Genomic DNA, 22,985 nt, shown 5'->3' with positions numbered 1-22,985 from the left:
TGAACCGTCTGTTGTCGATTACGACAAGGAGCGCCCCATGCCCAACATTCCCGCACCCGTCGACGCCACCAAGACTCCCGCTTGGAAGGCGCTTCAGAACCACCACGACAAGCTGGTTGCAGATGGCATTAGCCTCAAGAAGTGGTTTGCCGAGGACGCAGACCGCGTGAGCAAGTTCTCCTATGACCTCAACGACCTGCACTTCGACCTCTCCAAGAACCTCGTGACTGAGGGCACCATCAAGCTTCTATGTGACCTCGCGCGCGAGACGGGCGTGGAGGATCGTCGTACGGCCATGTTCGAGGGCACTCGCATCAACACCACCGAGGATCGCGCCGTCCTGCACACTGCGCTGCGTCGCCCCGCCGCAGACGCGGGCAAGCTCATGGTGGACGGACAGGACTGCGTGGCCGACGTGCACGAGGTTCTCGACCGCATGTACGCCTTTGCAGAGCGCGTGCGCTCTGGCGAGTGGAAGGGCGTTACCGGCAAGGCAATCAAGGACGTTGTCTCCATTGGCATCGGTGGCTCCGACCTCGGCCCGGTCATGGTGTACGAGGCGCTCAAGCCCTACGCTGACGCGGGCATCAACGTGCGCTATGTCTCGAACATCGACCCCAACGACATGGCCGAGAAGGTCAAGGGCCTTGACCCCGAGACCACGCTGGTGGTCATCGTCTCCAAGACGTTCACCACGCTCGAGACCATGACCAACGCACGCGAGGCCAAGGCGTGGCTGCTCGACGGGCTCAAGGCATCTGGTGCCATTGACGGCTCGGACGCCTCGGTCGCGGACGCCGTGAAGCACCACTTTGTTGCCGTCTCCACCAACCTCAAGCTGGTCGAGGAGTTTGGCATCGACCCACAGAACGCGTTTGGGTTCTGGAGCTGGGTCGGCGGGCGCTATTCCGTGGACTCCGCGGTGGGCCTCTCGCTCATCATCGCCTTTGGGCCCAAGGTCTTCGAGGAGTTTCTCGCCGGCTTCCATGACGTTGACCGCTACTTCTGCGAGACCCCACTCGAGAAGAACGTCGTGGCTCTGATGGGCCTCATCAACGTGTGGTACACGAACTTCTTTGGCGCCGAGAGCCATGCGGTGCTCCCGTACAACCAGTACCTGCACCGCTTCCCCGCGTACCTGCAGCAGCTTACGATGGAGTCCAACGGCAAGCCCACGCGTTGGGACGGCACGGCGGTTACCTCCACAACTGGCGAGATCTTCTGGGGCGAGGCCGGCACGAACGGCCAGCACTCGTTCTACCAGCTCATTCACCAGGGCACGCACCTCATCCCGGCGGATTTCATCGCCTTCGTGAACACGCCTCATCCCACCAAGGACGGCGAGCAGGACGTGCACGAGCTGTTCCTTTCCAACTTCCTCGCGCAGACCAAGGCTCTCGCCTTTGGAAAGACTGCCGACGAGGTTCGAGCGGAGGGGACTGCCGAGTGGATGGTGCCCGCGCGCTGCTTTGCCGGCAACCGTCCGACCACGTCCATCTTTGGCATCGAGCTGAACGCGCACGCGCTCGGCGAGCTCATCGCGCTCTACGAGCACATCGTCTTTGTCGAGGGCACGGTGTGGGGGCTTGATTCCTTCGACCAGTGGGGCGTCGAGCTGGGCAAGCAGCTTGCCAAGCAGATCACACCTGCGTTCCACGACGACGTGGCGCTCTCGCAGCAGGATGCGTCGACCAAGGCGCTCATCGCGTTCTATCGTGCGCACCGGGAGTAAGGCGATTGCCGCACGGCCGTCCGGCCGTGCGGGCTGCGACCAGAACCTCACCTCCGGCGTCTTTTTGGCGCCGGAGCAGGTGTTTTAGCAGCAATCACGTACAAAGGGGCCTTTCGTGCGTCTTTTTTGCACACGAGAGGCCCCTTTTGCAGCACTTGCGCACGAAACGCGCCCTCTGGCGTCCATTTCTCGCCGGAGGGCTCTTTATCGCAGCGATGTTGTACGTAGTCTTCCCTCTGGCGTCCATTTCTCTCCGGAGGACTCATCTCGTACGGAATCCCGTACGAAGTCCCCTCTCCGGAGCGCATTTCTCGCCGAAGGGGCATTATCAACCGCAGGAAATCGCCGCTGCGGTGGAATCACGCGGCCCAGTATCGCAACAGCCTCCTCGCAGTGCGTAATTTCGTGTACAGCGTGTACACGAAATTACGTAAAAACGTGTACAGCGTGTACACGAAATTACATAAAAACGTGTACATCCTGGGCAAACAGTTCTATTATCGTGACAAATGCACCTGGGGACGGAGAAACTCATGCCACAGGGTTCCATCTACATGGAGAGAAAGATCGAGGACGCTATTCGCGCCTGGTTTAAGCGTGGGGATATGCACCCGCTGCTCATTAGTGGAGCCCGTCGTACAGGCAAGACAAGCGTCATAGAGCACGTGGGCCAAGAACTTGCTGGAAGGGGGCTCGTCAAGCTCGACTTCCAGACCGATCTTGAGACCATCGAGCGAATCTTCGATGGCCCTACGGATGATCTCAATCGCATTACGTCGAGAATCGCTGAATACAAGCGCCTCGCTCTGGATCCAGAGCACGCGCTGCTCTTCTTTGACGAGGTGCAGCTGTCCGAGAAGGCGTTAAACTCTCTGCGGTTCTTCGCCGACTCACCATGGCGGGTCATTGCGAGCGGGAGCCTCCTAGGTGTAACCACAAAAAACCGTCGACTTCCGTTTCCCTCGGGCGTCCGCCAGCTCGAGATGCACCCTATGGACTTCGAGGAGTTCCTCTGGGCGTCAGGCGAGAAGCCCATGGCAAATGCCATTCGCGAGCACGCCCAGAGCTGTGAGCCATATGTGCTTCATGAACGCGCGCTTGATTTGTATCACCGTTTTCTCGTGGTGGGAGGTATGCCCAAACCGCTCCGCGAGTGGCTTGAAACCGGCTCGCTTGATGTGGTCATGGACGAGCTTGCGGAGATTGATGCTACCTACACGGCAGATATGACCGACCCCGAGAATGGCATCAGCGGCATATCCGCCAAACGCATCTGGGACAGCCTGCCCAAGCAGCTCCTGCGTGCTTCTACCAAGAAGTTCAAGTATGCCGATGTGGTGCGTGGTGGCAGGCGCTCCCGCCTGTTGGAGCCCTTGGAGTGGCTTGAGGCTGCCGGAATTGTGACACGCAACGAGCTCACCAAGGACACGCGCGCTCCGCTGAGTCCATATAACGACGAGGAGGGCAGCTACTTCAAGGTGTATGTTGCGGATACGGGGGTCATGTTTAAGAAGTTTGGCATCGCCCCGTCTCTCTTCCTGGACACGGCGCTTGTCGCGCAGCTCTCGTCGGATTTTCGTGGCGCGCTGGCTGAGAACTTCGTGATGCAGTCTCTGCGGGCGAACAGCATCAAGACGTTCTACTGGATGCCCGACGAAGACTCTTCACGAGGCGAAGTCGATTTCATCTTCCAGAATGACCGCGCAGAGGTAGTGCCCATTGAGGTGAAGTCGGCACGCAACGTACACGCGAGAAGTCTGAAACACCTTATGGCTTCTGGCGGCTCGCCATATGCCATAAGGCTCTCTGAGCAGAACTTTTCGCGCAACACCAGTGAGGAGGGAATCGAGCTTAGAGCGCTACCCCTCTACGCTGCATTCGCGATTGAGTAATAGGGCAACTATCGGTCAGCCCCCGCCTCTAGCAGTTTCCCACGTGGACGTGCGGCAGGTACTCTCGTGCAACGTCGGCGAGGCGCATCACGGTTGCCACCGGCGTGGGTTGGGCGTCCGCCATGTGCCAGCGCGGGAAGAATCGCGTGACGTGCAGCACGATGCTCTCGTCCACGCTGGCAAGCCAAGCGGCCTCCTTGCGCATGGCAGCCTCGGAGTCACTCAACCCGGGCACCACGAGGGTGGTCACCTCGAGGTGGCACGTCTTGCTCGTCCCCAGCACCTCGATGGCATGCCGCACGTCCTCAAGGCTGCCGCCCAGCTCACGGTAGTCATCGGCCGAGAAGCACTTGAGGTCGATGTTGGCGGCATCCACGAACGGCGCCAGCGCCTCGATCACGCGAGCGCTGGCGCAGCCATTGGACACCAGCACGTTGGCGAGCCCCGCCTCGTGCGCCAGCATTGAGCAGTCGCGCACGTACTCCCAGCCAACCAGCGGCTCGTTGTACGTATGTGCAATGCCTATGACGCCCGGGTCGCGCTCGGCGCACTCAAGCGCGAGGTCCACCAGCTCCTGTGGCAAGACTTCACGCCAGGGCACGCCGCCTGCGCCCGCCTGCGATATCTCGTGGTTCTGGCAGAACGGGCAGCGCATGTTGCACCCATAGCTCCCAACCGAGAGCACGCGTGCGCCGGGATGCCACTCTGCCAGCGGCTTCTTCTCGACAGGGTCTATCGCCACCGAAGTGAGCCTGCCGTAGTTCTCCGCCACGACGCGTCCCTCGCGGCAGGTGCGAGCCCGACAGAACCCCGCGCCTCCCTCTGGGATCGCGCAGTGGCGCCAGCAGACGTCGCATGTTGCGTTGCTGCTCACGTGTGCCTCACGACCTCGAAGCGCTCAAGCAAGCAGTCATCGCGCTTCAGGTCGATGTGTCCCTTGGCCGCCGCAATGCGCAGCTGCTCGGCAACGGTGTCCACGCCGTCCAGGTCTGGCAGGAGAAGCCCGCGCCGGCCATCCGCACAGCTCACGATGACGCCATAGCGCTCGGGGTCCAGCTGGTCAGCGGACTTCACGGCCTCCGGCGCGCCAAGCACGTCCACGTCGTAGACGAGCTCGTCCATCTCGCCTGCCGTGACCGGCGGGAAGCGTGGGTCGTGTCGACCGGCGGAGATGGCGTTCGCGCAGATCTCCTCGGCAAGGTTGTCCTGCGTGGGCGCAATGGTGCCAATGCAGCCGCGCAGCTCGCCGTCCTTCTTGAGCGAGACAAACGCGCCGGCGCGGATCGAGAGCAACTCGGCGGGCAGACCGGGCTTCTCGTCCGGCGTAATGCGCCGGCGCTCGCGCACATAGGTCTCGAGCGAGAGGCGTGCCAAAGAGACGTACGGGTCCTCCGACGCCCTTCGGCGCGCGAGGTCTGCCTTATGGAATGCCTCGTACTGCTCGAGAAGCGCGCGGCTCTCGTCCGCGCCCTCCTCGCCCACGGGCGTGAATGCTGCCACGCCATAGCCCACGCCAAAGGGCCCCTCGTAAGAGAGGAGCTCGGGCTTGATGGCGGTGCGGTCAAGAGCGCCCGCCATGATCTGGAAGCTGCGCAGCCCGCATTCAGCGGCGCGCTCGGCAAAGCCGCGGTCCATCGTGAGCAGGGGCAGGAGGTCGCCGGTCGAGAAGGCATGCGTGACCTTCTCGTCAAACTGTGGCCCCTCGGGCGCAAAGCCGTAAGGACCGCTCTTGAGCAGCTTGTGGGAAAGGTCGCCGGACGCCACGTAGGCCACGCGCCTGCCAAGCTCGCGGGCGACGCGCTGGACCAGGATGCCCATGCGGTAGTGGTCCTCTGGCGAGAGGCCCGAGATCCCCATGCGCACCACCTGGAAGTCCTTGGTGTGGCGCTGGATGAAGTGAAGCGGAATCATGGTCCCGTGGTCGAGCGTGGGGTCGCGCTCGCCCTCGCAGCCGGCGGAGAGGCCCTCCTGCGCGCACGCGTGTGCGAGCGCGCGAACAAACTCCTGGTCATAGACGGCCTCGTAGCGGGCCTGCGGCGCCCCAAACATGGAGAAGCCGCCCTGGGCGCAGCGTCCGGGGGAGACGTGGATGTAGTCCGCGTACATCACGGCGTGTGGACTCGAGATTACCACGGTGTCTGGCGCAAGCTCGGCAACGCGGCGCCCCACCTCGTCGTATGCGGCGATGGTGGAGGCAATCTTTTCCTTGCCGGAACCCACGCCGGGGATGATGAGGGGTGGATGCGGTACGGCGAATGCAGCAACAATGCTCATGGCAGGACCTCCTTGGTCGCTACCAGAGTCAATACCCGTTGGAGCGGGGGACGATCACCGGTTTCGGCGTTCGGGGGTCGCCTGCCGTCACGCGTGTTCGAATGCGGGAGCGCTCCCGCCTAGCGCTTGTCCTTCTTGGGCTCGTGGTCGAGAAGGAAACGAACGAGCGCCTGGTAGCGGCCCTCGCTCATGGGCGCGCGAGGAATGTAGACGCAGCGCTTGTTGCCAAAGTCGACAACGGTTGCCTCGTCGCTGGAACGGGAGTGCCTGAGCTCGGAGAGCGGGTACTCTACCACGCGGTCATCGGGGCCTTCCTCAACCAGCTTGTCCTCGGTCACCACGATGTGGTGACGGTTGTTCTCGCCCACAAGCCCCAGCGTGCTCTTGCGTGCGAGGAAGGTGGCGAAGCGGCTCCAGTTGGTGGTGATGGTAGAGGTGATAACGGCAACTACCAGCAGGATTATGGTGAGCGCAACCTTGTCGCCCATGGTCACCAGGACAAAGATGAGCAGAGCAAGCGAGAGGATCGCGGCGCCGTTGAAGAGGTCCTTCATGCGGTCCGGTCCGTAGAGGTTTGCGGCGCGGGCGAGCTCGTACTCGTTCATGTCGTAGGTGAGAGAGAAGAGCGGCTTGCCGTACTTCTCGTCGAGCTTTGACTGACGAACGGCCTCCTCGGCCGCCTTGCGAGCCTTTGCGCTGGGCTTCTTAGCCATGGGTCCTCCTTGCTGCCATCGCATACGTGCAGCATGGTAGCGCATCGGGGCGTCGTGGGGCTGCCGACGCGTGAGGTGCCGCGAGGTCAGGGTTGTGGGGTAATTGTCGGCTGGCTGTGCTTCTCCGATGAAATGAACCGTTCGCGTCTGTGGCATGGTTTGTGGCAAGCCGATTGGGGAATGATAGAGGTCGAGCAGAGGAGCGCGGCGTGACTGGCGTAGGTCTTGCGCTGCGACCTGCGTGAGCTTTAAACAGCTTGGCAGCTGCCAAAAGTGGGGGCCTTCGGATCTGATCAATCCGTGGGCCCTCGTCCATTTCGCCGATGGTTCGCCTGCTTTGTCGCGTTTTCGTGGCGCGAGAGTGACGCGGCCCCTTCTTTGGTACAGTGTTCTCCAGCGCGTTGGATGGGTGCGGGTGACGCAACACCTCGAACCTGGTCAGGGCCGGGAGGCAGCAGCCATAAGGGGCCTCTGGCGGGCACCCGTTCCCATCGAGCGCGCTGTTTTGATTTTTGCCCCACGGGTCGCGCTCGTCACGGCCGGCTGGGGCTTTTTTGTAGCCTGCTGTCTGATGTTCTCGCCTGAACTGGGAGCCTTCATGGGATTTGTCGACTTCATTGCCAACCTGCTCCGCGATCCGCGGGCTGCCATTGCCGGCTGGATTGCGGCTGGCCCGGTCACCGCGTACGGCTTTGTGTTTCTCGTCATCTTCATCGAGACGGGTGTGGTGTTCTTCCCGTTTCTGCCGGGCGACTCGTTGCTGTTTGCCTCCGGGTTCTTTGCGCAGGGCGGCGGGTTCAACATCTTTGCGCTTCTTGGTGTGGCCTGGGCCGCAGCCATCCTGGGCGACCAGTGCAACTTCATGATCGGGCACTTCTTTGGGACCAAGATCGTGGCTTCGGGCAAGGTTAAGGCCATGACGCCCGAGCGTATGGAGAAGAGCGAGAAGTTCCTGGAGAAGTGGGGTCACGTGGCCATCTTCCTGGGGCGCTTCTTTCCGTTTATCCGCACGTTCGTGCCGTTCATTGCGGGTATGGGCGGCATGCACTGGCGCAACTTCGTGATCTTCAACGTGCTGGGCGGCATCACGTGGTCCACGCTGTTCACGCTGCTGGGGTACTTCTTTGGCGGCATCCCCGCTGTGCAGGAGCACTTTGAGCTGGTAGTTGTGGGAATCATCCTGGTGTCCGTGATTCCGGCCGTCGTCGGGGCGATTCGCGCGCATATGAACGCGAGGAAGGCGGCCGACGCGGAGTAGCGCGGCTGCCAAGGAGGCGGACTGCGGGAGAGCTGCGCGCCCGGCTCGCCTCGCTTGGCCGCGGGATCTCACCGTTTAGGTGGGGTTAAACGTTCGGAAAAGTCCTAAACGTTCGGAATCCGCGGCCAAGCGGGTGCGCCGACACCCGGCACCGGCGTCCGCACCGGCCTCGCCGCCCCTCGAATGCCGCCTCCAGCGCCGGAGCTTCGTGCGACGCCCGTGCTGCCGGTCGGCGCCCTTGTGGTGCAGTTTGTGCCTTTTGAAGTGCATCTTGTGACGAGGACATGCTTGGCGGGCCGACCGGTTCTATTCTCAGGCTGTGCGGCACCTCTCCCACATCTCACAGGCGCCGCCGCGGCATCCGGCTGTCTCCTCCCAATCCCTCCGGATGCATCCCGCGAGGGGCCTGGCCTTGCCGCTGGGCCCCATTTTCTTCTTGGCAAGGGCCATGTTGCATCCAAGAAGGCATGTGGCAGGGTAGCTGATGACTTTGTTGAGAACCTTTCTGACGTTTTAACCATAGAAAACATCGTTATATGTCTGAAGTCTCCTTAGCAGCGCAACAGTGGCGCCTTCCTAGAAGCTCTGGGGCGCCTGTATGCGTCATTGCAGGTCGTGCAGGGCTTTCCTTCCGCCCCTGTGGGGAACTTGCTATCTGGGAATGACGGCTCACGCCTGCAGGAGGGGAATCGCGATATCAAGGCAGAATACGCCATCGTCTGCCGTGCACCCGATGACACCATCGTGCTTCTCGACAATTGTACGCATCGAGCGGAAGCCATACCCATGATTAAGCGGGTCATGCTTGGTGGACTGTGGCATCCCGTCGACTAGGGTTATCTCCCCGGCAAAGTAGTTCTCCTCATGTATGGTGACAAGCCCCGCATTCAGGTGGACTCCTAAGGTTATTACCCTTCTCGTCTCGTCTTCCAAATCACGAGTTGCTTCAATGGCGTTGTCGAGCATGTTTCCAAAGAGCGAAAACAGTTCGGCATCGGAGAAGAACGATAACCTCGAACCATCTGCGGAGCAGGTGAACTCAATGCCAAGGCTGTCGCAGAGGAGGCTTTTCTCGGTGAGTATGGTGTCGAGTGACTTGTTACCAGAATCGATTTGGGCATCGTAAATGTTGACTGCGAGCGCTATCTCGTCGAGCGTGGTGGGATCCACAAGCCTGGCATCGCCGAGCCGTCGGATTTGGTGGCGAATGTCGTGGCATTTGAGATTGATTGCATCAATCGCCTCGCGGCTCGTCTCGTATTGTCGTTCCTTATCGCGAATCAGCTGGTTGGTGGCGGCGGCTTCTATCTGGAAGCGCCTGTTGAGCAGTAGCTCGTATTCCATATAGAGGATAAGAACGCACAGCCCTGCCTGCGACGTTCTGAGGGCGAGTTGCTGCATGGGGCGGATGCCGTACGCGGTAATGCCATTGCAGACCTCGCTGAAGACGATGTTGAAAAAGAGGGCAGCGGAGATGGCTATGACCGCGCCTTTGCTGGTTACGATTTCGAACCCTTCTCCGCCAATCTTTCGAACAAACAGCAGATAGGTCAGGATTGCCCCGAATGCAATCGACACCCATGAAAAGAAGCTACCGAAGTTCTGGGCAGAACCAGACAACAAGTTTTCCTTGGCGATAGTGCCCAGGATGAATGAGAGGTTTTGGATGGTATAGACCGCCCCGGCGCAAAAGAACGCCTGCGTGAATGAGGCGCTGCAGCAGAACAGGGTCATTAAGACCACGAGCGGCAGCACTGATGTGTAGACCAACAGAAACAGGAGCAGGCTTGTGGACGAGGACCACACCTCCGCAGGCCCTGGCTGCAGCATCCGGAGCATCTTGAAGCAAACGCTAAACAGCGCAACCGACCCAAGCGCCCTGAGAGGGTAGTAGCCCCTTTTCCCCATAGCCCCCATGATCATGAGAAATGGAATCATGTAGCTCAAGGGGGCAACCAGGCGGTTTGGGAGTTCGAGTGCCCCGTCCATCATGATCTCTTGCTTCCTCCGTAGTAGCTTGCGATGGCTCGCAAGACATCTCGGCGCTTGGGACGACTTATTGGATACTCCTCACCCGATGCGAGCTTGACGTTCAAGGTGTCGACGGTGCGCACGTAGTCCATGTTCACGAGCGCACCACTTGTAACCCTCACAAAAGACGTCCCAGCGAGGTCTTGTGCCACCTTGCCCAACGAGCCACGAGATTCAAAGGTGCTGCCATCGGCAAGGTGATAGAGAATTGAATGGCCGTCTACCGTGATTGCGGTCACGTCAGCCACCGGCATAACCCGCATACCCTCCTTGGTCTTGACGAAAATACTCCTGCCAAGCGTGCGTCGGATTATCCTTAATGCCCTGTCCATGCGAAGGGCAAAGCTCCCATAGCTCACTGGCTTTACCATAAAATCGAGCGCGTCGACCTCATAGCTGCTGGCGCCGTATTGAGCAAGACTTGTGATGAAGATAATGGGCGTTCTAATCCCATTCATGCGCATAATCCCCGCAGCCTCGATACCGCTGATCCCGGGAAGGCCAATATCCATGAACACAAGGTCAACGTTGGGAAAGGGGTCAAGTATGTTGAAGGCGCTGCGCTCGGTCGAGATAACGAACGGTTGATTGTGAAGCTGCTCATATCTTCTCAGGCATGAGACAAGCACGCCTGTCTCCTTCTCGTCGTCTTCCACGATAAGGATGCGGATGAGTTTGGATGTCGAACTCGTCGGAGAGTCTTTCTGGCTACCACCGAACGGAGTCGTATCGGAATTACTGATGTTCATTTGCCTTTCTCCAGCGAGCATGTTTTGCCGCAATCTCGACAGTTTCCCCCAATGGACTCCGCTGCAGCGAAGCGCAGCGGAACATGCAAGCCACAACAGGCATCCTCTTTGCGTAGCCGCGAAACCCGCACTGAGGCAAGTACTGCAACGGTAGCACAGTTAGGTTTTCGAAGGGAGAGAAGGACCTTGGGCAACAATGTGACAAGAAGGAACTTTTTCGGGGCGGCTGCAGGTGCGGGCGCTTTAACGCTTGCTGCGTGTGCCAACAACAACGGTACTGCTTCAGAGGACGGCAATGCTGCCCCCGATGCGTCCGCTTACCCCATTGATGTCGATGGCGATGATGTCAAGGCGCTTTGGACCTCGGAGGAGACCCGCGATGGCTGGATCCGCGTGACCAACCCCAACGGCGCTGTGATTGGCGTCATGGACAAGAATAAGATCATCCAGGTGGATGGTCTTGCGTTTAAGGATCTTGATGGCAACGGCAAGCTTGACCTCTATGAGGACTGGCGCCAGACCGCCGATGACCGCGCGAAAGACCTCGCCTCCCGACTGTCTGACGACGATTGCATCAAGCTCATGTTCCACGGTGGCGTGGCTGACAAGTCAGAGGATGCCACCGACCCCGATTTTGGCCTTATCGAGAAGGGCTCTGTGGCAGGCGTTTCTCGCCTGGCCTCCGACGGGGATTCATATGCAAGCGACATCGAGTGGATTAATACGGTGCAGGGCCGCTGTGAGAAGCGCCCGCTTGGCATCCCGTACATGAACTCGACCGACCCATACTCCTCCGTAGGAATCCCCACCGGCTGCGGTCTTGCTCCCCTCATGGACAAGGACCTCTGGCGCAAGGCGGGCATGTGGACGAGTCGCGCGTGGCGCTATACGGGTGTGACAGTCGAGCTTGGACCGCAGGTTGACCTCTACACCAATCCCACGGTCAAGCGCCTTGCCGGCGCCGAGTCCGAGGATCCTGCGCTCACCCGCGACTTCGTCCGCGCCTATTGCGCCGGTATGCAGTCCTCGTGGGGCGATAACGAGGCGACTGAGGATCTTGGTTGGGGCAGCGAGTCCGTTGCCACCATGCTCAAGCACTACGTGGGCGCCGGTGCCATCGAGACTGGTTGCAACGACCACGTCAAGCCCGGCAAGTACGACGTCTTCGAGGGCGACAACTACGATGCTCACCTCATTCCGTTCCTCGATGGCGGCATGAATCTCGACTCGACCACTGGAGAGATGGCCTCCGTTATGCCCAACTACGGCGTGGCCTACAGCGAGGACGAGGAGTACGGTCCCCTGGTGGGCGGTGGCTTCAACGGCAAGCAGCTTTCCATCCTGCGAAATGCTGGCTGGGACGGCATGATCTGCAGCGACTGGAACATCATCGGCCCCACGCAGCGGGGTCTCGATAACCTCACTGAGCAGGAGCGCCTCAAGGTGATGTTTGAGGCCGGCGTGGACCAGTACGGAGGCAAATTCTATCCTGAGTCTCATGGTAAGCCTGCCTTCGACATGATAGCCGAGGAACGTGGCCTCGACGAAGCCTCTAAGATGGTTCACGAGTCTGCCCGTCGTATTTTGAAGCTTATGATGAACGTCCAGCTGTTTGATCAACCCTATTGCGATAGGACGGTCGCCAAGGAGTTCTTCGAGTCGGAGGAGACCAAGGAGGGCGCCCGGGAAATCGCAGACAAGTGCATCATCATGCTCAAGAATGCCGGTGGTGCGATTGCCAAGGACGGCATGGCGTCAAAGCCCAAGGTTTACATCCCCAGAAGGTTCACTCCAGCGAGTGCTGGTGGGTCTTCGTTGGCCCCAGCCGTTCCGGCGCATGCGGACGCCTGCATTGACGAGACCCTTGCCTCGGAGTACTTCGATGTGGTCACCGATTCGGTTGGCGACCCCACCGGCGAGGCAGACGAGAGCGGTGCCCCGCAGCTCCAGGAGAGTGACATCGCGGTTCTCGGCTCGGATGACCTCTCTGACGTTGAGTACGCTATCGTTAGGGTAAAGAACCCGCAGGATGCTTTCGACGGGTACTCCGGCAATGACGAGCCCGTCTTCGATCGCGCTACCGGTGGCCCCATTGTCTGGCGTCCCGTCTCGCTGCAGTATCGTCCCTACACTGCCGATGGTCCGAGCGTCAAGAAGGTCAGTGTCGCGGGCGATATCCTTGAGGACGGCTCCAAGGAGAATCGAGCCCACTTTGGCGCCAGTACGTATGCCACCAACGAGAGCGACCTTGATTTCGTGATTTCCGTAAGGGAAAGGCTCCCCAAGACCGCCAAGCTCATTCTCATTATTGACGCAAGCCACCCCATGGTGATGAGCGAGATCGAACCCTACGCTGACACCATTCTCATGGACTGGAACGAGATACCCGACGACTCCTTCCTGCGCGTAATTTCTGGAAAGGTCGAGCCATACGGCCTGCTCCAGTATCAGATGCCCAAGGACATGGACACCGTCGAGGCGCAGCTCGTGGACGTGCCTCGCGACATGGACTGCTACACCGACTCCGAGGGCAACACCTACGACTTCTGCTTTGGCCTCAACTGGTCTGGCGTGATTGACGATGACCGCACCAAGACTTACAAAGTCGCTCCGCTCACCGAGCCCGAGACCGAGGTCAGGCCCGATAAGGCGTAGCTCCTGCCGGCATCGCCCGTGACAGGGGGCCCGCAGCCGTCGTGGTTGCGGGCCCCCTTGCCGTGGCGCTCACCTGGCTGCGCGGCGGGGACCGCGCGCGGGTACTGCTGAGAAGAAATTCGACACATAACGACGTATCGCGGGCCCAAAATGTCGAATTCGTTCTCAACAGCAACACCCGGTGGCATCTCCCGCGCAGCCGGGGGGTGTCTCCCGCACACTTAGAGGGTATTTCTCGCCGATGGTGTCACCTGAACGACCACTTGCGTCAAATGCGAGGTGCCATGGGTCCAAGGCCCTACTGTGTTTCTCGACGACAACCTCCCTATGCCGTCTTGCACCAACGTCCGGGACTCTTCCTCCCGTTTACGGCCCGGACGCGTCTGATTGAGCGGGACCTCGGCCGCGTACCGGGGCCCGCTTTCTTCTTGCGCGAGGGTCGTGCGTCGCGCTGTGCCGCTGCTGGGCAGCAACTGCAGTTTGCGACGCGTTATTGACCGGATGCGACCCTCTTTTGTGCTGCACCCGCCTGCTGCCTACCCTTATCGTCGAACAAGCGGCCCTCGGGCCGGAGGGAACGTTAGGGGAGTGGGGAATGGCTAAGAACACTACGAGAAGGAAGTTCATCGGCTCCACCATCGCATCGGTGGGCCTGCTGGGCGTCACCGCAGCGGCCAACGTCGCGGCGAACAAGTTCAGCTCGCTGCTCGACCACTACGTGGGCGGACGTCCTGCGACGGTCGAGAAGGTCGAGGGCTCCGAGGGCTGGGACGCGGAGTACTACACCGCGGACTATCGCGGTCGCAACCAGGCAACCGAGGCGGCAAACGAGCTGGTCACCGAGATCGAGGGCGAAGGCATCGTCCTCATGAAGAACGACAACGCCGCACTGCCGCTCTCCACCTCCGAGACCGTGAGCATGCTCGGCCGCTATGCCGCCGACCCGGTTTACGGCGGCGCGGGCTCTGGTACCGTCGACGCCAACTCCTGCATCAACTTCTACCAGGGCATCAGCCAGGCGGGCTTCACCATCAATGACACCGCCTACGACTGGATTAACAGCAACTTCTCCAACTACGCCAAGGCCGCCATCACCATGGACAACCCGTCCACGGCCTCCTACTACATTGGCGAGATTCCCTGGTCGGACTACAGCTCCGACGCTCAGGCGTCCATCAACGGCACCGTTGGCCTGGTCTTTATTGGCCGCGGCGGTGGCGAGGGCGGCGACCTCTCCCGCGACCTCAAGGGCGATGTCGAGTCCGGCGTCTCTGAGAACTTCACCGCCAACAGCGAGACGGCCAACTACGAGGACGGCCAGCACGAGCTCGAGCTCACCGTCGAGGAGAAGAGCGTCATTGCGGCTGCCAAGGCGTCGTGCACCAAGGTCATCGCGGTGCTCAACCTCTCTACGACCATGGAGCTTGGCCCGCTGGTCTCCGGCGACTACGAGGTCGACGCGATTCTCGAGGTGGGCTCCATTGGCGCTACCGGCGCGGCAGCGCTTGGCCAGGTGCTGGCTGGAACCGTGAACCCCTCCGGCAAGACCACCGACATCTGGGCAGCGGACTTCACCGCAGACCCCACCTTCAAGAACTTCGGCGGCAAGCGCTACACCGACGTCGAGAACTACTACCCCCAGAAGTCCACGGGCAACGCGTACTTCGTCGAGTACGCCGAGGGCCTCTACTATGGCTACCGCTACTACGAGACCGCAGCCGCCGAGGCCGAGGCTGGCAACTACGACGGCTTCGACTACGACAAGGCCGTTGTCTTCCCGTTTGGCTTTGGCCTCTCGTACACCACGTTCTCGCAGACGCTTGACTCCGTGAATGCGGATGACGAGAAGGTCAAGGTCGAGGTCACGGTTGCCAACACGGGCTCCGTGGCAGGCAAGGACGTCGTCGAGGTGTACTACTCCGCCCCCTACACCGCAGGCGGGCTCGAGAAGGCCGCCGTTGTGCTGGGCGGCTTCGCCAAGACCGACGCGCTCGACCCCGGCGCGAGCCAGCAGGTCACCATCGAGTTCCCCGTGCGCGACATGGCCTCCTACAGCTCCGACGAGCAGGCATACGTGCTTGACGCAGGCGACTACGTCATTAGCCTGCGCACCGACTCGCACACCGTCGTGGACCAGAAGACCGTGACGCTGGGGGCCAAGAAGTACACGACCGACTCTGCCACCGACGCGCAGATCTCCAACAAGTTCGACGACATGACCGAGTACATGGAGAAGAACGTCAAGACCATGTCCCGCAAGGACCTCAAGGGGACCTTCCCCGAGGCTGCTGCCGACAAGAGCGCGGCGGACTGCGGCGTGGAGCTTGTAGAGTGGAAGCTCGAGGACCACGAGGATCCCAACGCCACCATGCCCACCACCGGCGCGGACAACGGCCTGCAGCTCATCGACATGCGCGGACAGGACTTTGACTCCGAGGCCTGGAACGACATCCTCGACCAGCTCTCCGTCGAGGAGATGGCGACCTGCCTGAACGACGACGCCTACAACACTCCCGAGGTCGAGTCCGTGGGCAAGCCCGCTACGGTCGAGCCCGACGGCCCCGCCGGCTTCACCTCGCTCACTGGCCCCACCGGCAACTGCTCCTACTGCTCTGAGGTCGTCATGGCCCAGACCTGGAACGTGGAGCTCATGCATCGCATGGGCCAGATGGTTGGCCAGGAGGCGCTGGCCTCCGCGTACAACGGCTGGTACGCGCCGGCCATGAACACGCACCGCTCGCCCTTCGCTGGCCGCAACTTCGAGTACTACTCCGAGGATCCACTGCTTGCCGGCAAGATTGGCGCTGCCGTGGTGAGCGGTGCTGCCGAGAACGGCTGCTATGCCATGATCAAGCACTTCGCGATGAACGACCAGGAGTCCTACCGCGTGCAGCACGTCTGCACCTGGGCCACCGAGCAGGTCGCGCGCGAAATCTACCTGCGTCCGTTCGAGACCACCGTCAAGGAGGCCACGTACGAGATGAAGTACATCTCGGACGACAAGGGCACCGTCTCGACGAAGACCATGCCGGGCTGCACCGGCGTGATGAGCTCCTTCAACTACGTTGGCGCCGAGTGGGCCGGCGGCCGCAAGAGCCTGTGCACCGGCGTTCTGCGTGACGAGTGGGGCTTCAAGGGCATGGTCATCACGGACTTCGAGCTCTATGACTACATGAATAAGAACCAGGCCATCTACGCCGGTACCGACCTCCAGCTCACCTACTCGGCAATGAGCGGCGAGTACGAGGGCACCAACACGGCAACCGTCGTCTCCGAGATGCGCGAGTCCATGCACCGCGTGCTCTACACCGTTGCCAACTCCAACGCCATGAACAACATGGTGCCGGGCTCCAAAATCACCTACGGCGTGGCCCCGTGGCAGTACGGCGTGTGGGGCGGCTCTGCGGCGCTCGTCGCGCTGGCGGCGTTCTTTGGCTACAAGGCCGTGAAGAACCACAAGCTCATGGGTGCCGAGGACGAGGACGGCACTGCCGACGTCCCCGAGGTTAAGAAGGGCGACAAGAAGGCGTCTGACGAGAAGTAGCGTGGCGGTTCTGCCCACGTGACGCGGCGGCCCGTCCCCGGTTGGGGGCGGGCCGCTTTTGTGTGTCGCGGCGGAGACGCAGCGAGTCACGTTCAATCTAAGTTCCTGGGAAACATTCCAAGCGACACTTTGAGACGAAAAGGTGTACACGAACCGACGGACCGTGGACCGTCAGTGATGGTCCATTCCCCTTGTGGGCTGTGCCAAAATTTACCGCGTGCCGAGAAACGCTTCCCGTTCACCGGCGCACTTAAGGGGTATGTGAAAAACTATTGAATAACAAGGTAATTCTAATGCATGAAGGAGGTGAGGAAAACTGGCTAGCGTATCGAGAAACATAACTTCAACGGCTGGCCAACGCTGCAGTTCTTTCATTAATCAAGGTGACGTTAAAACATACTCTCTTTGTGTTTATCGGCAGGTTATTCGATGAATAGGAGAAGGCATGGATTCTAAACTGTCACTGTCTCGTAGGGAAATGCTGACGGCTATCGCGGCGGGAGCGTCTGGGCTTGCTCTTCCAAAAACAGCTCTAGCAAGTGAACCTGAGAAATCAGTGGATGATGGCTTTGCTGATCATGGCCAAACTGATGCCCAACTAATAATGACACCGGAAGACTACCTCGAAGCTGTGAGTTCGAGAAGCACTCCAATTGGAGCAGATGGACACCTATGGCAGACTTGTACCATAGATGAAGAGGGCAATGTTATCACTCTCAAGTCTTTCCGGTCGATTGAAGAATCATTCGAGCTTGCAACGGAGCAGAACGTAGCTCAGTGGTCTAATGAAGCGGGTATTCTGGTGCCCGATTATACTAATGAAGACATTGGTAGGCGCGTATTAAGTCCGGCATTAGGTGTTATCGGTGGCGTTCTGCTCGGATATGTTTTCGGAACGGTTGTTGACGGAATCGTTATCGCAGTTACAGGGGAGTCCAGTGCTTACTGGTTTGCCCAAGCAGTTAATAAAATCATTAGGAGGCCGCCTCCTGCAAGTCTAAAAGTATATATAGACTGCATTCTTTATGCCGGTACGGATAATTACATCCATTGTCGTTTTGGCATCACGTCCTAGGGGGGCTAGATGTGATCGAATGGCGCAGCGCGGTGGTTGGATTTCTGTCTGGTGTGGGAATTTATGCTCTTCTAAGCGTGGTTCTTATGTCTGCATTTCCGGAGCTTGAACCTCTTGGAAACTGGGCAATAAGGGTAATGTGTCTTATTCCAGCAATAGCGGCCTGCATCGTCATATACTTCAAGTTGAGTAAGAACTAACAGCTTCAAGAGTAATAGTAGTTTGGCCCCCGGCGGAAACGCATTCGCCGGGGGCCTCGCGTGCTCTGGTCTTCTCGCCTTAGAACGCGGGGAGAACGTCCTGGTCGTACGTGTCAGAGAGGTACTGCTTGAAGTCGTCGCTCGTGAGGACGCTGACAAGCGCGGACACGCGGTCGTCGTCCTTCTTCTCGGGCGTGGTCACGATGTAGTTGGCGTACTGCTCAACGGCCTTGCCGTCCTTGGACTCCACCGCAACGGCGTCCTTCACGTGGAAGCCGGCTTCGATGGCGTAGTTGCCGTTGATGACGGCAAAGTCCACGTCCTGGAGCTGACGCGGCACGGCCGCTGCCTCGACCTCAACAAACTGCAGGTTGTGGGGGTTCTCGGCAATGTCGACCGGCGTGGCCTCGAGGTTGTCGGGGTCCTTGAGCGTGATGAGGTTCTCCTGCTGGAGGAGAAGGAGCGCACGCCCCTCGTTGGTGGGGTCGTTGGGGACGGCAATCTGCGCTCCGTCGGCAATATTGGCCAGGTCAGAGGACTTGCCGGCGTAGATGCCAAACGGCTCGTAGTGAATGGCTGCCACGCCCACCAGGTCGGTGCCGTTCTCCTCGTTGTAGTTGTTGAGGTAGTTGATGTGCTGGAAGTAGTTGGCGTCAACCTCGCCGGAGGTGGTCACCTGGTTGGGGATGATGTAGTCGGTGTACTCCTTGGTCTGAAGGTCGATGCCCTGCTCCTTGAGCTTGGGTGCGGCAAAGTTGTTGAGAATCTCCGCGTGGGGCGAGGGGGACGCGGCAACCGTGAGTGTTTGGCTCTGCGCCGAGTCGCTGGCGGCAGAGCTGCTCGAAGCCGAGCTGGAGCCAGAGTTTCCGCAGGCGGCGAGGGTGGTTGCGGCAAGTGCGGCAAGGCCGGTGCCAATGAAGTTCCTTCTGGTGAGCATGACGGGTTCCTTTCTGTTAGAAAAATGATGAGAGTGGTGGTAGGGGTGCTGTCGAGAAGTGCAGTGCGCTCCTGCTAGCGGTGGTCAATCTTCTTTGCGATGAAGTCGCAGGTGCTCTGGATTACCTGCACCAGGATGATGATCAGCACGAGCGTGGCGATCATGACCTCGTCCTGGTAGCGGTAGTAGCCATAGCGAATGGCAATGTCGCCCAGCCCGCCTGCGCCCACTGCGCCGGCGATGGCCGTGTAGCCAAGCACGGCGATGAGCGTGATCGAGACGCCGCGGACGATTGAGGGCAGCGCTTCGGGGAGCAGCGCGGAGACCACGATGCGCGGGATGGACGCCCCGCAGGACTCCGCTGCCTCGATGACGTCGCGCGGGACCTCGGCCAGCGACTGCTCGACCATGCGCGCCACGAAGGGCGTGGTGGAGAGCACGAGGGGCGGAATCACGCCCTGCACGCCGGTGGTGGTGCCCACGAGCGCACGTGTGACCGGGAACATCGAGACCAGCAGGATGATGAACGGGATGGAGCGCCCGATGTTCACCACCCAGCCGAGCACGGCGTTCAGCGTGCGCATGGGACGAAGGCCCCGCGGTGAGGTGACGCAGAGAACAACGCCCAGGAAGATGCCTATGACGTACGAGATGGCCGTCGAGGCGAACAGCATGACCAGCGTGTCGACGAGCCCCTCGCCGAGAAGCGCACCGTACTGGTTGAGGAAAGGCGTGAGGCTACTCATCCCAGCTCTCCTTTCCCAGAAGCTGACGGGTCACTTCGTGCTTCGGGTTCGCGAAGACCTCGGCGACGCTTCCCTGCTCAACCACGTTGCCAGAGACGAGAACTGCAACGTCTTTGCAGATGTCCTCGACAACCTGCATGGAGTGGGTGATCACGATGATCGTGACGCCCGTCTCGGCGTTGATCGTGCGCAGGAGGCGCAGGACCGATGCCGTACTTGCGGGGTCGAGGGCCGAGGTCGCCTCGTCGCAGAGGATGTAGTCCGGATGGCATGCCAGCGCGCGGGCGATGGCCACGCGCTGCTGCTGGCCGCCCGAGAGCTGCGCCGGGTAGGAGTCGGCGCGGTCGGCGAGGCCAACGCGGTCGAGGTAGCCAAGGGCCTCCTTGCGGTTCTCTGCCGTAATCTTGCCCGTGCTCGCAAGGTACGGGAAGCAGACGTTCTCCAGCGCGGTCTTCTGTGCGAGAAGGCCAAAGCCCTGGAAGATCATGGCCACGTGGCGTCGGTACTCGCGGAGTGCGGCACCCTTGAGGTTGGTCACGTCCACGCCGTCAACCACCACACGCCCGGAAGTGGGTCGCTCGAGAAGGTTGAGGCAACGCACCAGCGTGGACTTGCCGGCACCGGAAATGCCGATGATGCCAAACACATCCCCGTCGGGGATGGTAAGTGACACGTCATTCAGGGCATGTACACTGCTGCCGCCCTCAAAGGTCTTGCTGAGATGTTCCAGAGAGATCAAAACCTGTACTCCGCTCGATTCCGCTTGCCGGCCAATGCGCAGCTTCTTGCAAAAGCCGCGCTGATAAGACGCCCGGTCCCTCCGCGCTGGCGGACCGTGCCGGGTGACGCGGCAGGCTGCTAGCGACGAGGGTGCCCGGGCTTGGGCATCTGCTGGCGCATGAGCGCAAAGGTGTATGTGCTGCTCATCGTGTTCATAGGCCAACACTGTAGCCGCGGCGTAGCTGAATCTCAAATCGTTATTGACGTTGGCTAGTTATCGTTATTACAGATATCCGCTATGCGTCCGGTGTGGTCCGGCCGTCACTCGGGTATCACGGCGTCCACGCTGAACGTTGTCCCATCTGCAGAGAAGGCCGCAGTGCCCCCGTAGCGTTCGACTATCGACCTCATGGAACGCGTACCAAAACCATGGTTGAGTGGGTCGCCCTTGGTGCTCGTGGGCATGCCGTCCTTGAAGCGCGTGGCACTGGCGGAGGGGTTGTAGTAGTTCTCAACGTGGACGGTCACGACGCCGGCACGTCGGCGAACGATGAGCGAGATGGACCTTCTCGTCCTGTCATCCATGTGTTCTACGGCCTCGATGGCGTTGTCGAGTGCGTTGCCAAAGAGCGCGTAGAGGTCGGCAGGCGCCATGAAGTCCAGTGCTGCGCCGTCTGCCACGCAGGTGAGCGTGATCTTGCGGCTCTCGCAGAGCAGGCTCTTCTCGGAAAGGATGGTGTCAAGGGCGTCGTTGCCGGTGCGTACCTTGGAGTCGTACACGTCAATCTCTTGCGCGACGTTCTCGAGCACCGCCTTGTCGACGGCCTTGTCGCCCGTTGCGAGCGAGCGAATCTGGTGGCGTAGGTCGTGGCACTTGATGTTGATGGCTTCGATGTTCTCGCGCGAGAGCTGGTATTGGCGCTCCTGCTCGGCGAGGAGGCGCTCGGTGGCGGCCTTCTCGGAGGAGAGCTGGCGCACCACAACAAGCTCCACCTCGGCGATGATCACAAAGACGCAGATAAGCACGTGGAACAAGCGCAGGCATAGGACGATGGGCAGCAGCAGGCTCACGGTGACAACGTACTTGAGGATAAGGTCAAAGCCGATGATGCCAAACATCACCACGACGATCATGGCGAGCATCGCCGGGTTTCTCTGACCCTCCAGGCCCTTGGAGTCGATGCGCCCAATGAAGAGCAGGTAGGCCACCGCATAGGTTGTGGCGCAGCTTATCGTGGTGAGCCACGCGTTCTCGCCCGGCACTATGCCAGGGACGTCTGCGGCGATGAGGAGAAGTCCGGCGGTCTCTCCAAGCCCGCTGGCAAGATTCTGAAGAGAGTAGCCTGCCGTCGCGCAGAAGATTGCAGCCCATGGGCTTATCTCGAAGCAGGCAAGAAGTGATGGGATGGTGACGAGGAGGAACAGGGAGCATGCGACAAGCATGGGGACGAGGGCGTAGCCAAGCCCATACTCGAGTGCCCCCGGATGATAGTTCGATACGTCGGGGACTTGCAGAAGCGTGATGAAAACTGGGGCTAGCATGCCTGCCGCAAAGACCACTGCGGTTATCGCCGTGGTGCGACGCCAGGGGTGCGGCCTTGTCGGCTGCCCATGCGCGAACAGGCAAGCTGCAATCATGACCTCGACGAACAGCAGGGTTGCCCGCGTGGCGTACATCATTCCCAGGGCAGGCCACTGGCTCCAATCGCTCATACGGTGCCCCCGAAGTAGCGCGCGAGCGTCTCGAGACAGGGCTTCTTGCGCGAGCGGCTAAAGAAGAGCGAGGTTCCGTCATCCAGCTGAATGGAGTCGCCAAGCACCGCACTCACGTGGGACATGTTGGCGAGACACCCTTGGCTCACGGTGATGAAGAGGTCCTGCGGGAGTTCTTCTCGTGCGCCGCTTATGCTCCCGCGTCGGCGGAGCGGATGGTCGATGCCGGTCACGTGGTAGAGAAGGTCGTGCTTCACGAGCTCGACGTAGGCGATGTCGCGCACGTCGACCACACGCGTGCCGCCTGCGGTGGGAAGGGCAACGGTGCGCGTCGCGTTCTTCTCCATCGTGCGGAGAGCTCGCCCCATGCGCATAGCAAAGTCGCCGTAGCCAACCGGCTTGACCATGAAGTCGAGCGCGTCAACCTGGTAGCCCTTCACGGCGTACTGCGCGAGGTTCGTCACGAAAATGAGCGGGGTGGTGGCGTTCTCCTCGCGCAGCATCTGCGCCGCCTCCATGCCGTTGATGCCCGGCAGGTCGATGTCCATGAAGATGAGGTCGACTGCGTCGGCGGACGAGAGGTCAAAGGCGGTTGCAAGGCGGGTCACCAAGAAGCGGATTCCGTGCTCCGCGGCAAAGCGCTCGAGGTGCGCGGAGAGCGTGCCTGCCGCCTGGTCGTCATCCTCGACAATCAGCACCTTGTAGGTGTCCACGCCGTTCACCTCGATTCCGATTCTGTCCCGGCG

16 protein-coding genes and 1 other RNA gene are annotated in these 22,985 nt (G+C 60.6%); 7 read left to right on the top strand and 10 right to left on the bottom strand.

Annotated features, from left to right (window positions below):
• The first annotated feature begins 37 nt into the window (after positions 1-37).
• Together pgi and BMX94_RS07365 are read left to right on the top strand one after the other, a co-directional pair.
• Positions 38-1,732, top strand: a complete 1,695-nt coding sequence (pgi, locus tag BMX94_RS07370) for a glucose-6-phosphate isomerase (RefSeq protein WP_091005213.1) — start codon at positions 38-40, stop codon at positions 1,730-1,732.
• A 533-nt stretch (positions 1,733-2,265) separates the two neighbouring features.
• A complete protein-coding gene (locus BMX94_RS07365) occupies positions 2,266-3,624 on the top strand; it encodes an ATP-binding protein (RefSeq protein WP_091005212.1) in 1,359 nt (452 codons plus the stop codon).
• A 28-nt stretch (positions 3,625-3,652) separates the two neighbouring features.
• Here BMX94_RS07365 and amrS read toward each other — a convergent pair whose 3' ends face one another.
• The 3 genes from amrS to BMX94_RS07350 all read right to left on the bottom strand — a co-directional run bounded on the left by amrS (position 3,653) and on the right by BMX94_RS07350 (position 6,611).
• Positions 3,653-4,498 (bottom strand): AmmeMemoRadiSam system radical SAM enzyme, encoded by an 846-nt coding sequence (amrS, locus tag BMX94_RS07360; RefSeq protein WP_091005209.1) that lies wholly within the window; start codon positions 4,496-4,498, stop codon positions 3,653-3,655.
• Entirely contained in the window at positions 4,495-5,898 is a 1,404-nt protein-coding gene (gene amrA, locus BMX94_RS07355; protein ID WP_091005207.1) for an AmmeMemoRadiSam system protein A, read from the bottom strand. Before amrA ends, amrS begins: the two co-directional genes overlap by 4 nt.
• 119 nt (positions 5,899-6,017) lie before the next feature.
• The gene (locus BMX94_RS07350) at positions 6,018-6,611 is read right to left on the bottom strand and encodes a hypothetical protein (protein ID WP_091005205.1); all 594 of its coding nucleotides are present in this window, start codon (positions 6,609-6,611) and stop codon (positions 6,018-6,020) included.
• A 402-nt stretch (positions 6,612-7,013) separates the two neighbouring features.
• Between BMX94_RS07350 and ffs the strand changes: the two genes are divergently transcribed.
• Both ffs and BMX94_RS07340 read left to right on the top strand, forming a co-directional pair.
• An RNA gene (ffs, locus tag BMX94_RS07345) (signal recognition particle sRNA small type) lies at positions 7,014-7,109 on the top strand.
• 100 nt (positions 7,110-7,209) lie between these two features.
• The gene (locus BMX94_RS07340; RefSeq protein ID WP_091005203.1) at positions 7,210-7,869 is read left to right on the top strand and encodes a DedA family protein; all 660 of its coding nucleotides are present in this window, start codon (positions 7,210-7,212) and stop codon (positions 7,867-7,869) included.
• A gap of 669 nt (positions 7,870-8,538) precedes the next feature.
• Here the strand turns inward: BMX94_RS07340 and BMX94_RS07335 are convergent.
• Both BMX94_RS07335 and BMX94_RS07330 read right to left on the bottom strand, forming a co-directional pair.
• The gene (locus BMX94_RS07335; RefSeq protein ID WP_177171371.1) at positions 8,539-9,858 is read right to left on the bottom strand and encodes an ATP-binding protein; all 1,320 of its coding nucleotides are present in this window, start codon (positions 9,856-9,858) and stop codon (positions 8,539-8,541) included.
• Positions 9,858-10,649, bottom strand: coding sequence for a LytR/AlgR family response regulator transcription factor (locus tag BMX94_RS07330; protein ID WP_177171370.1), 792 nt, complete (start codon positions 10,647-10,649; stop codon positions 9,858-9,860). The genes BMX94_RS07335 and BMX94_RS07330 overlap by 1 nt, the downstream gene beginning before the upstream one ends.
• 186 nt (positions 10,650-10,835) lie before the next feature.
• Between BMX94_RS07330 and BMX94_RS07325 the strand changes: the two genes are divergently transcribed.
• The 3 genes from BMX94_RS07325 to BMX94_RS10530 all read left to right on the top strand — a co-directional run bounded on the left by BMX94_RS07325 (position 10,836) and on the right by BMX94_RS10530 (position 17,923).
• The gene (locus BMX94_RS07325; RefSeq protein ID WP_177171369.1) at positions 10,836-13,304 is read left to right on the top strand and encodes a glycoside hydrolase family 3 N-terminal domain-containing protein; all 2,469 of its coding nucleotides are present in this window, start codon (positions 10,836-10,838) and stop codon (positions 13,302-13,304) included.
• Positions 13,305-13,899: 595 nt separating this feature from the next.
• Positions 13,900-16,848 (top strand): glycoside hydrolase family 3 C-terminal domain-containing protein, encoded by a 2,949-nt coding sequence (locus tag BMX94_RS07320; protein ID WP_091005196.1) that lies wholly within the window; start codon positions 13,900-13,902, stop codon positions 16,846-16,848.
• A gap of 445 nt (positions 16,849-17,293) precedes the next feature.
• Positions 17,294-17,923, top strand: a complete 630-nt coding sequence (locus BMX94_RS10530; RefSeq protein WP_143052290.1) for a hypothetical protein — start codon at positions 17,294-17,296, stop codon at positions 17,921-17,923.
• 279 nt (positions 17,924-18,202) lie between these two features.
• Here the strand turns inward: BMX94_RS10530 and BMX94_RS07315 are convergent, their stop codons facing one another.
• From BMX94_RS07315 to BMX94_RS10525, 5 genes are all read right to left on the bottom strand, one after another.
• Positions 18,203-19,060, bottom strand: a complete 858-nt coding sequence (locus tag BMX94_RS07315) for a MetQ/NlpA family ABC transporter substrate-binding protein (RefSeq protein ID WP_091005195.1) — start codon at positions 19,058-19,060, stop codon at positions 18,203-18,205.
• 74 nt (positions 19,061-19,134) lie between these two features.
• Positions 19,135-19,806 carry a methionine ABC transporter permease gene (locus BMX94_RS07310; protein WP_091005193.1) on the bottom strand — a complete coding sequence of 224 codons (672 nt, stop codon included), beginning with the start codon at positions 19,804-19,806 and terminating at the stop codon, positions 19,135-19,137.
• Positions 19,799-20,479 (bottom strand): methionine ABC transporter ATP-binding protein, encoded by a 681-nt coding sequence (locus BMX94_RS07305; protein WP_286160050.1) that lies wholly within the window; start codon positions 20,477-20,479, stop codon positions 19,799-19,801. The genes BMX94_RS07310 and BMX94_RS07305 overlap by 8 nt, the downstream gene beginning before the upstream one ends.
• A 368-nt stretch (positions 20,480-20,847) precedes the next feature.
• Complete coding sequence (locus BMX94_RS07300; RefSeq protein WP_091005190.1) at positions 20,848-22,239, bottom strand: ATP-binding protein; 1,392 nt, start codon at positions 22,237-22,239, stop codon at positions 20,848-20,850.
• A complete protein-coding gene (locus BMX94_RS10525) occupies positions 22,236-22,952 on the bottom strand; it encodes a LytR/AlgR family response regulator transcription factor (RefSeq protein ID WP_177171368.1) in 717 nt (238 codons plus the stop codon). Before BMX94_RS10525 ends, BMX94_RS07300 begins: the two co-directional genes overlap by 4 nt.
• Positions 22,953-22,985: the final 33 nt, after the last annotated feature.

The sequence above is a fragment of the Olsenella sp. KH3B4 genome, from assembly GCA_900111695.1.
Taxonomy (GTDB): domain Bacteria; phylum Actinomycetota; class Coriobacteriia; order Coriobacteriales; family Atopobiaceae; genus Tractidigestivibacter.
Note: the sequence above shows the minus strand (reverse complement) of the source record. Positions and strands in the feature narration are given on the sequence as shown.

Excerpts from the sequence above, each read along its gene's own strand:
- pgi (WP_091005213.1), top strand. The coding sequence starts at position 38 with ATGCCCAACATTCCCGCACCCGTCGACGCCACCAAGACTCCCGCTTGG.
- BMX94_RS07365 (WP_091005212.1), top strand. The coding sequence starts at position 2,266 with ATGCCACAGGGTTCCATCTACATGGAGAGAAAGATCGAGGACGCTATT.
- amrA (WP_091005207.1), bottom strand. The coding sequence starts at position 5,898 with ATGAGCATTGTTGCTGCATTCGCCGTACCGCATCCACCCCTCATCATC.
- BMX94_RS07350 (WP_091005205.1), bottom strand. The coding sequence starts at position 6,611 with ATGGCTAAGAAGCCCAGCGCAAAGGCTCGCAAGGCGGCCGAGGAGGCC.
- BMX94_RS07340 (WP_091005203.1), top strand. The coding sequence starts at position 7,210 with ATGGGATTTGTCGACTTCATTGCCAACCTGCTCCGCGATCCGCGGGCT.
- BMX94_RS07335 (WP_177171371.1), bottom strand. The coding sequence starts at position 9,858 with ATGGACGGGGCACTCGAACTCCCAAACCGCCTGGTTGCCCCCTTGAGC.
- BMX94_RS07330 (WP_177171370.1), bottom strand. The coding sequence starts at position 10,649 with ATGAACATCAGTAATTCCGATACGACTCCGTTCGGTGGTAGCCAGAAA.
- BMX94_RS07320 (WP_091005196.1), top strand. The coding sequence starts at position 13,900 with ATGGCTAAGAACACTACGAGAAGGAAGTTCATCGGCTCCACCATCGCA.
- BMX94_RS10530 (WP_143052290.1), top strand. The coding sequence starts at position 17,294 with ATGGATTCTAAACTGTCACTGTCTCGTAGGGAAATGCTGACGGCTATC.
- BMX94_RS07315 (WP_091005195.1), bottom strand. The coding sequence starts at position 19,060 with ATGCTCACCAGAAGGAACTTCATTGGCACCGGCCTTGCCGCACTTGCC.
- BMX94_RS07310 (WP_091005193.1), bottom strand. The coding sequence starts at position 19,806 with ATGAGTAGCCTCACGCCTTTCCTCAACCAGTACGGTGCGCTTCTCGGC.
- BMX94_RS07300 (WP_091005190.1), bottom strand. The coding sequence starts at position 22,239 with ATGAGCGATTGGAGCCAGTGGCCTGCCCTGGGAATGATGTACGCCACG.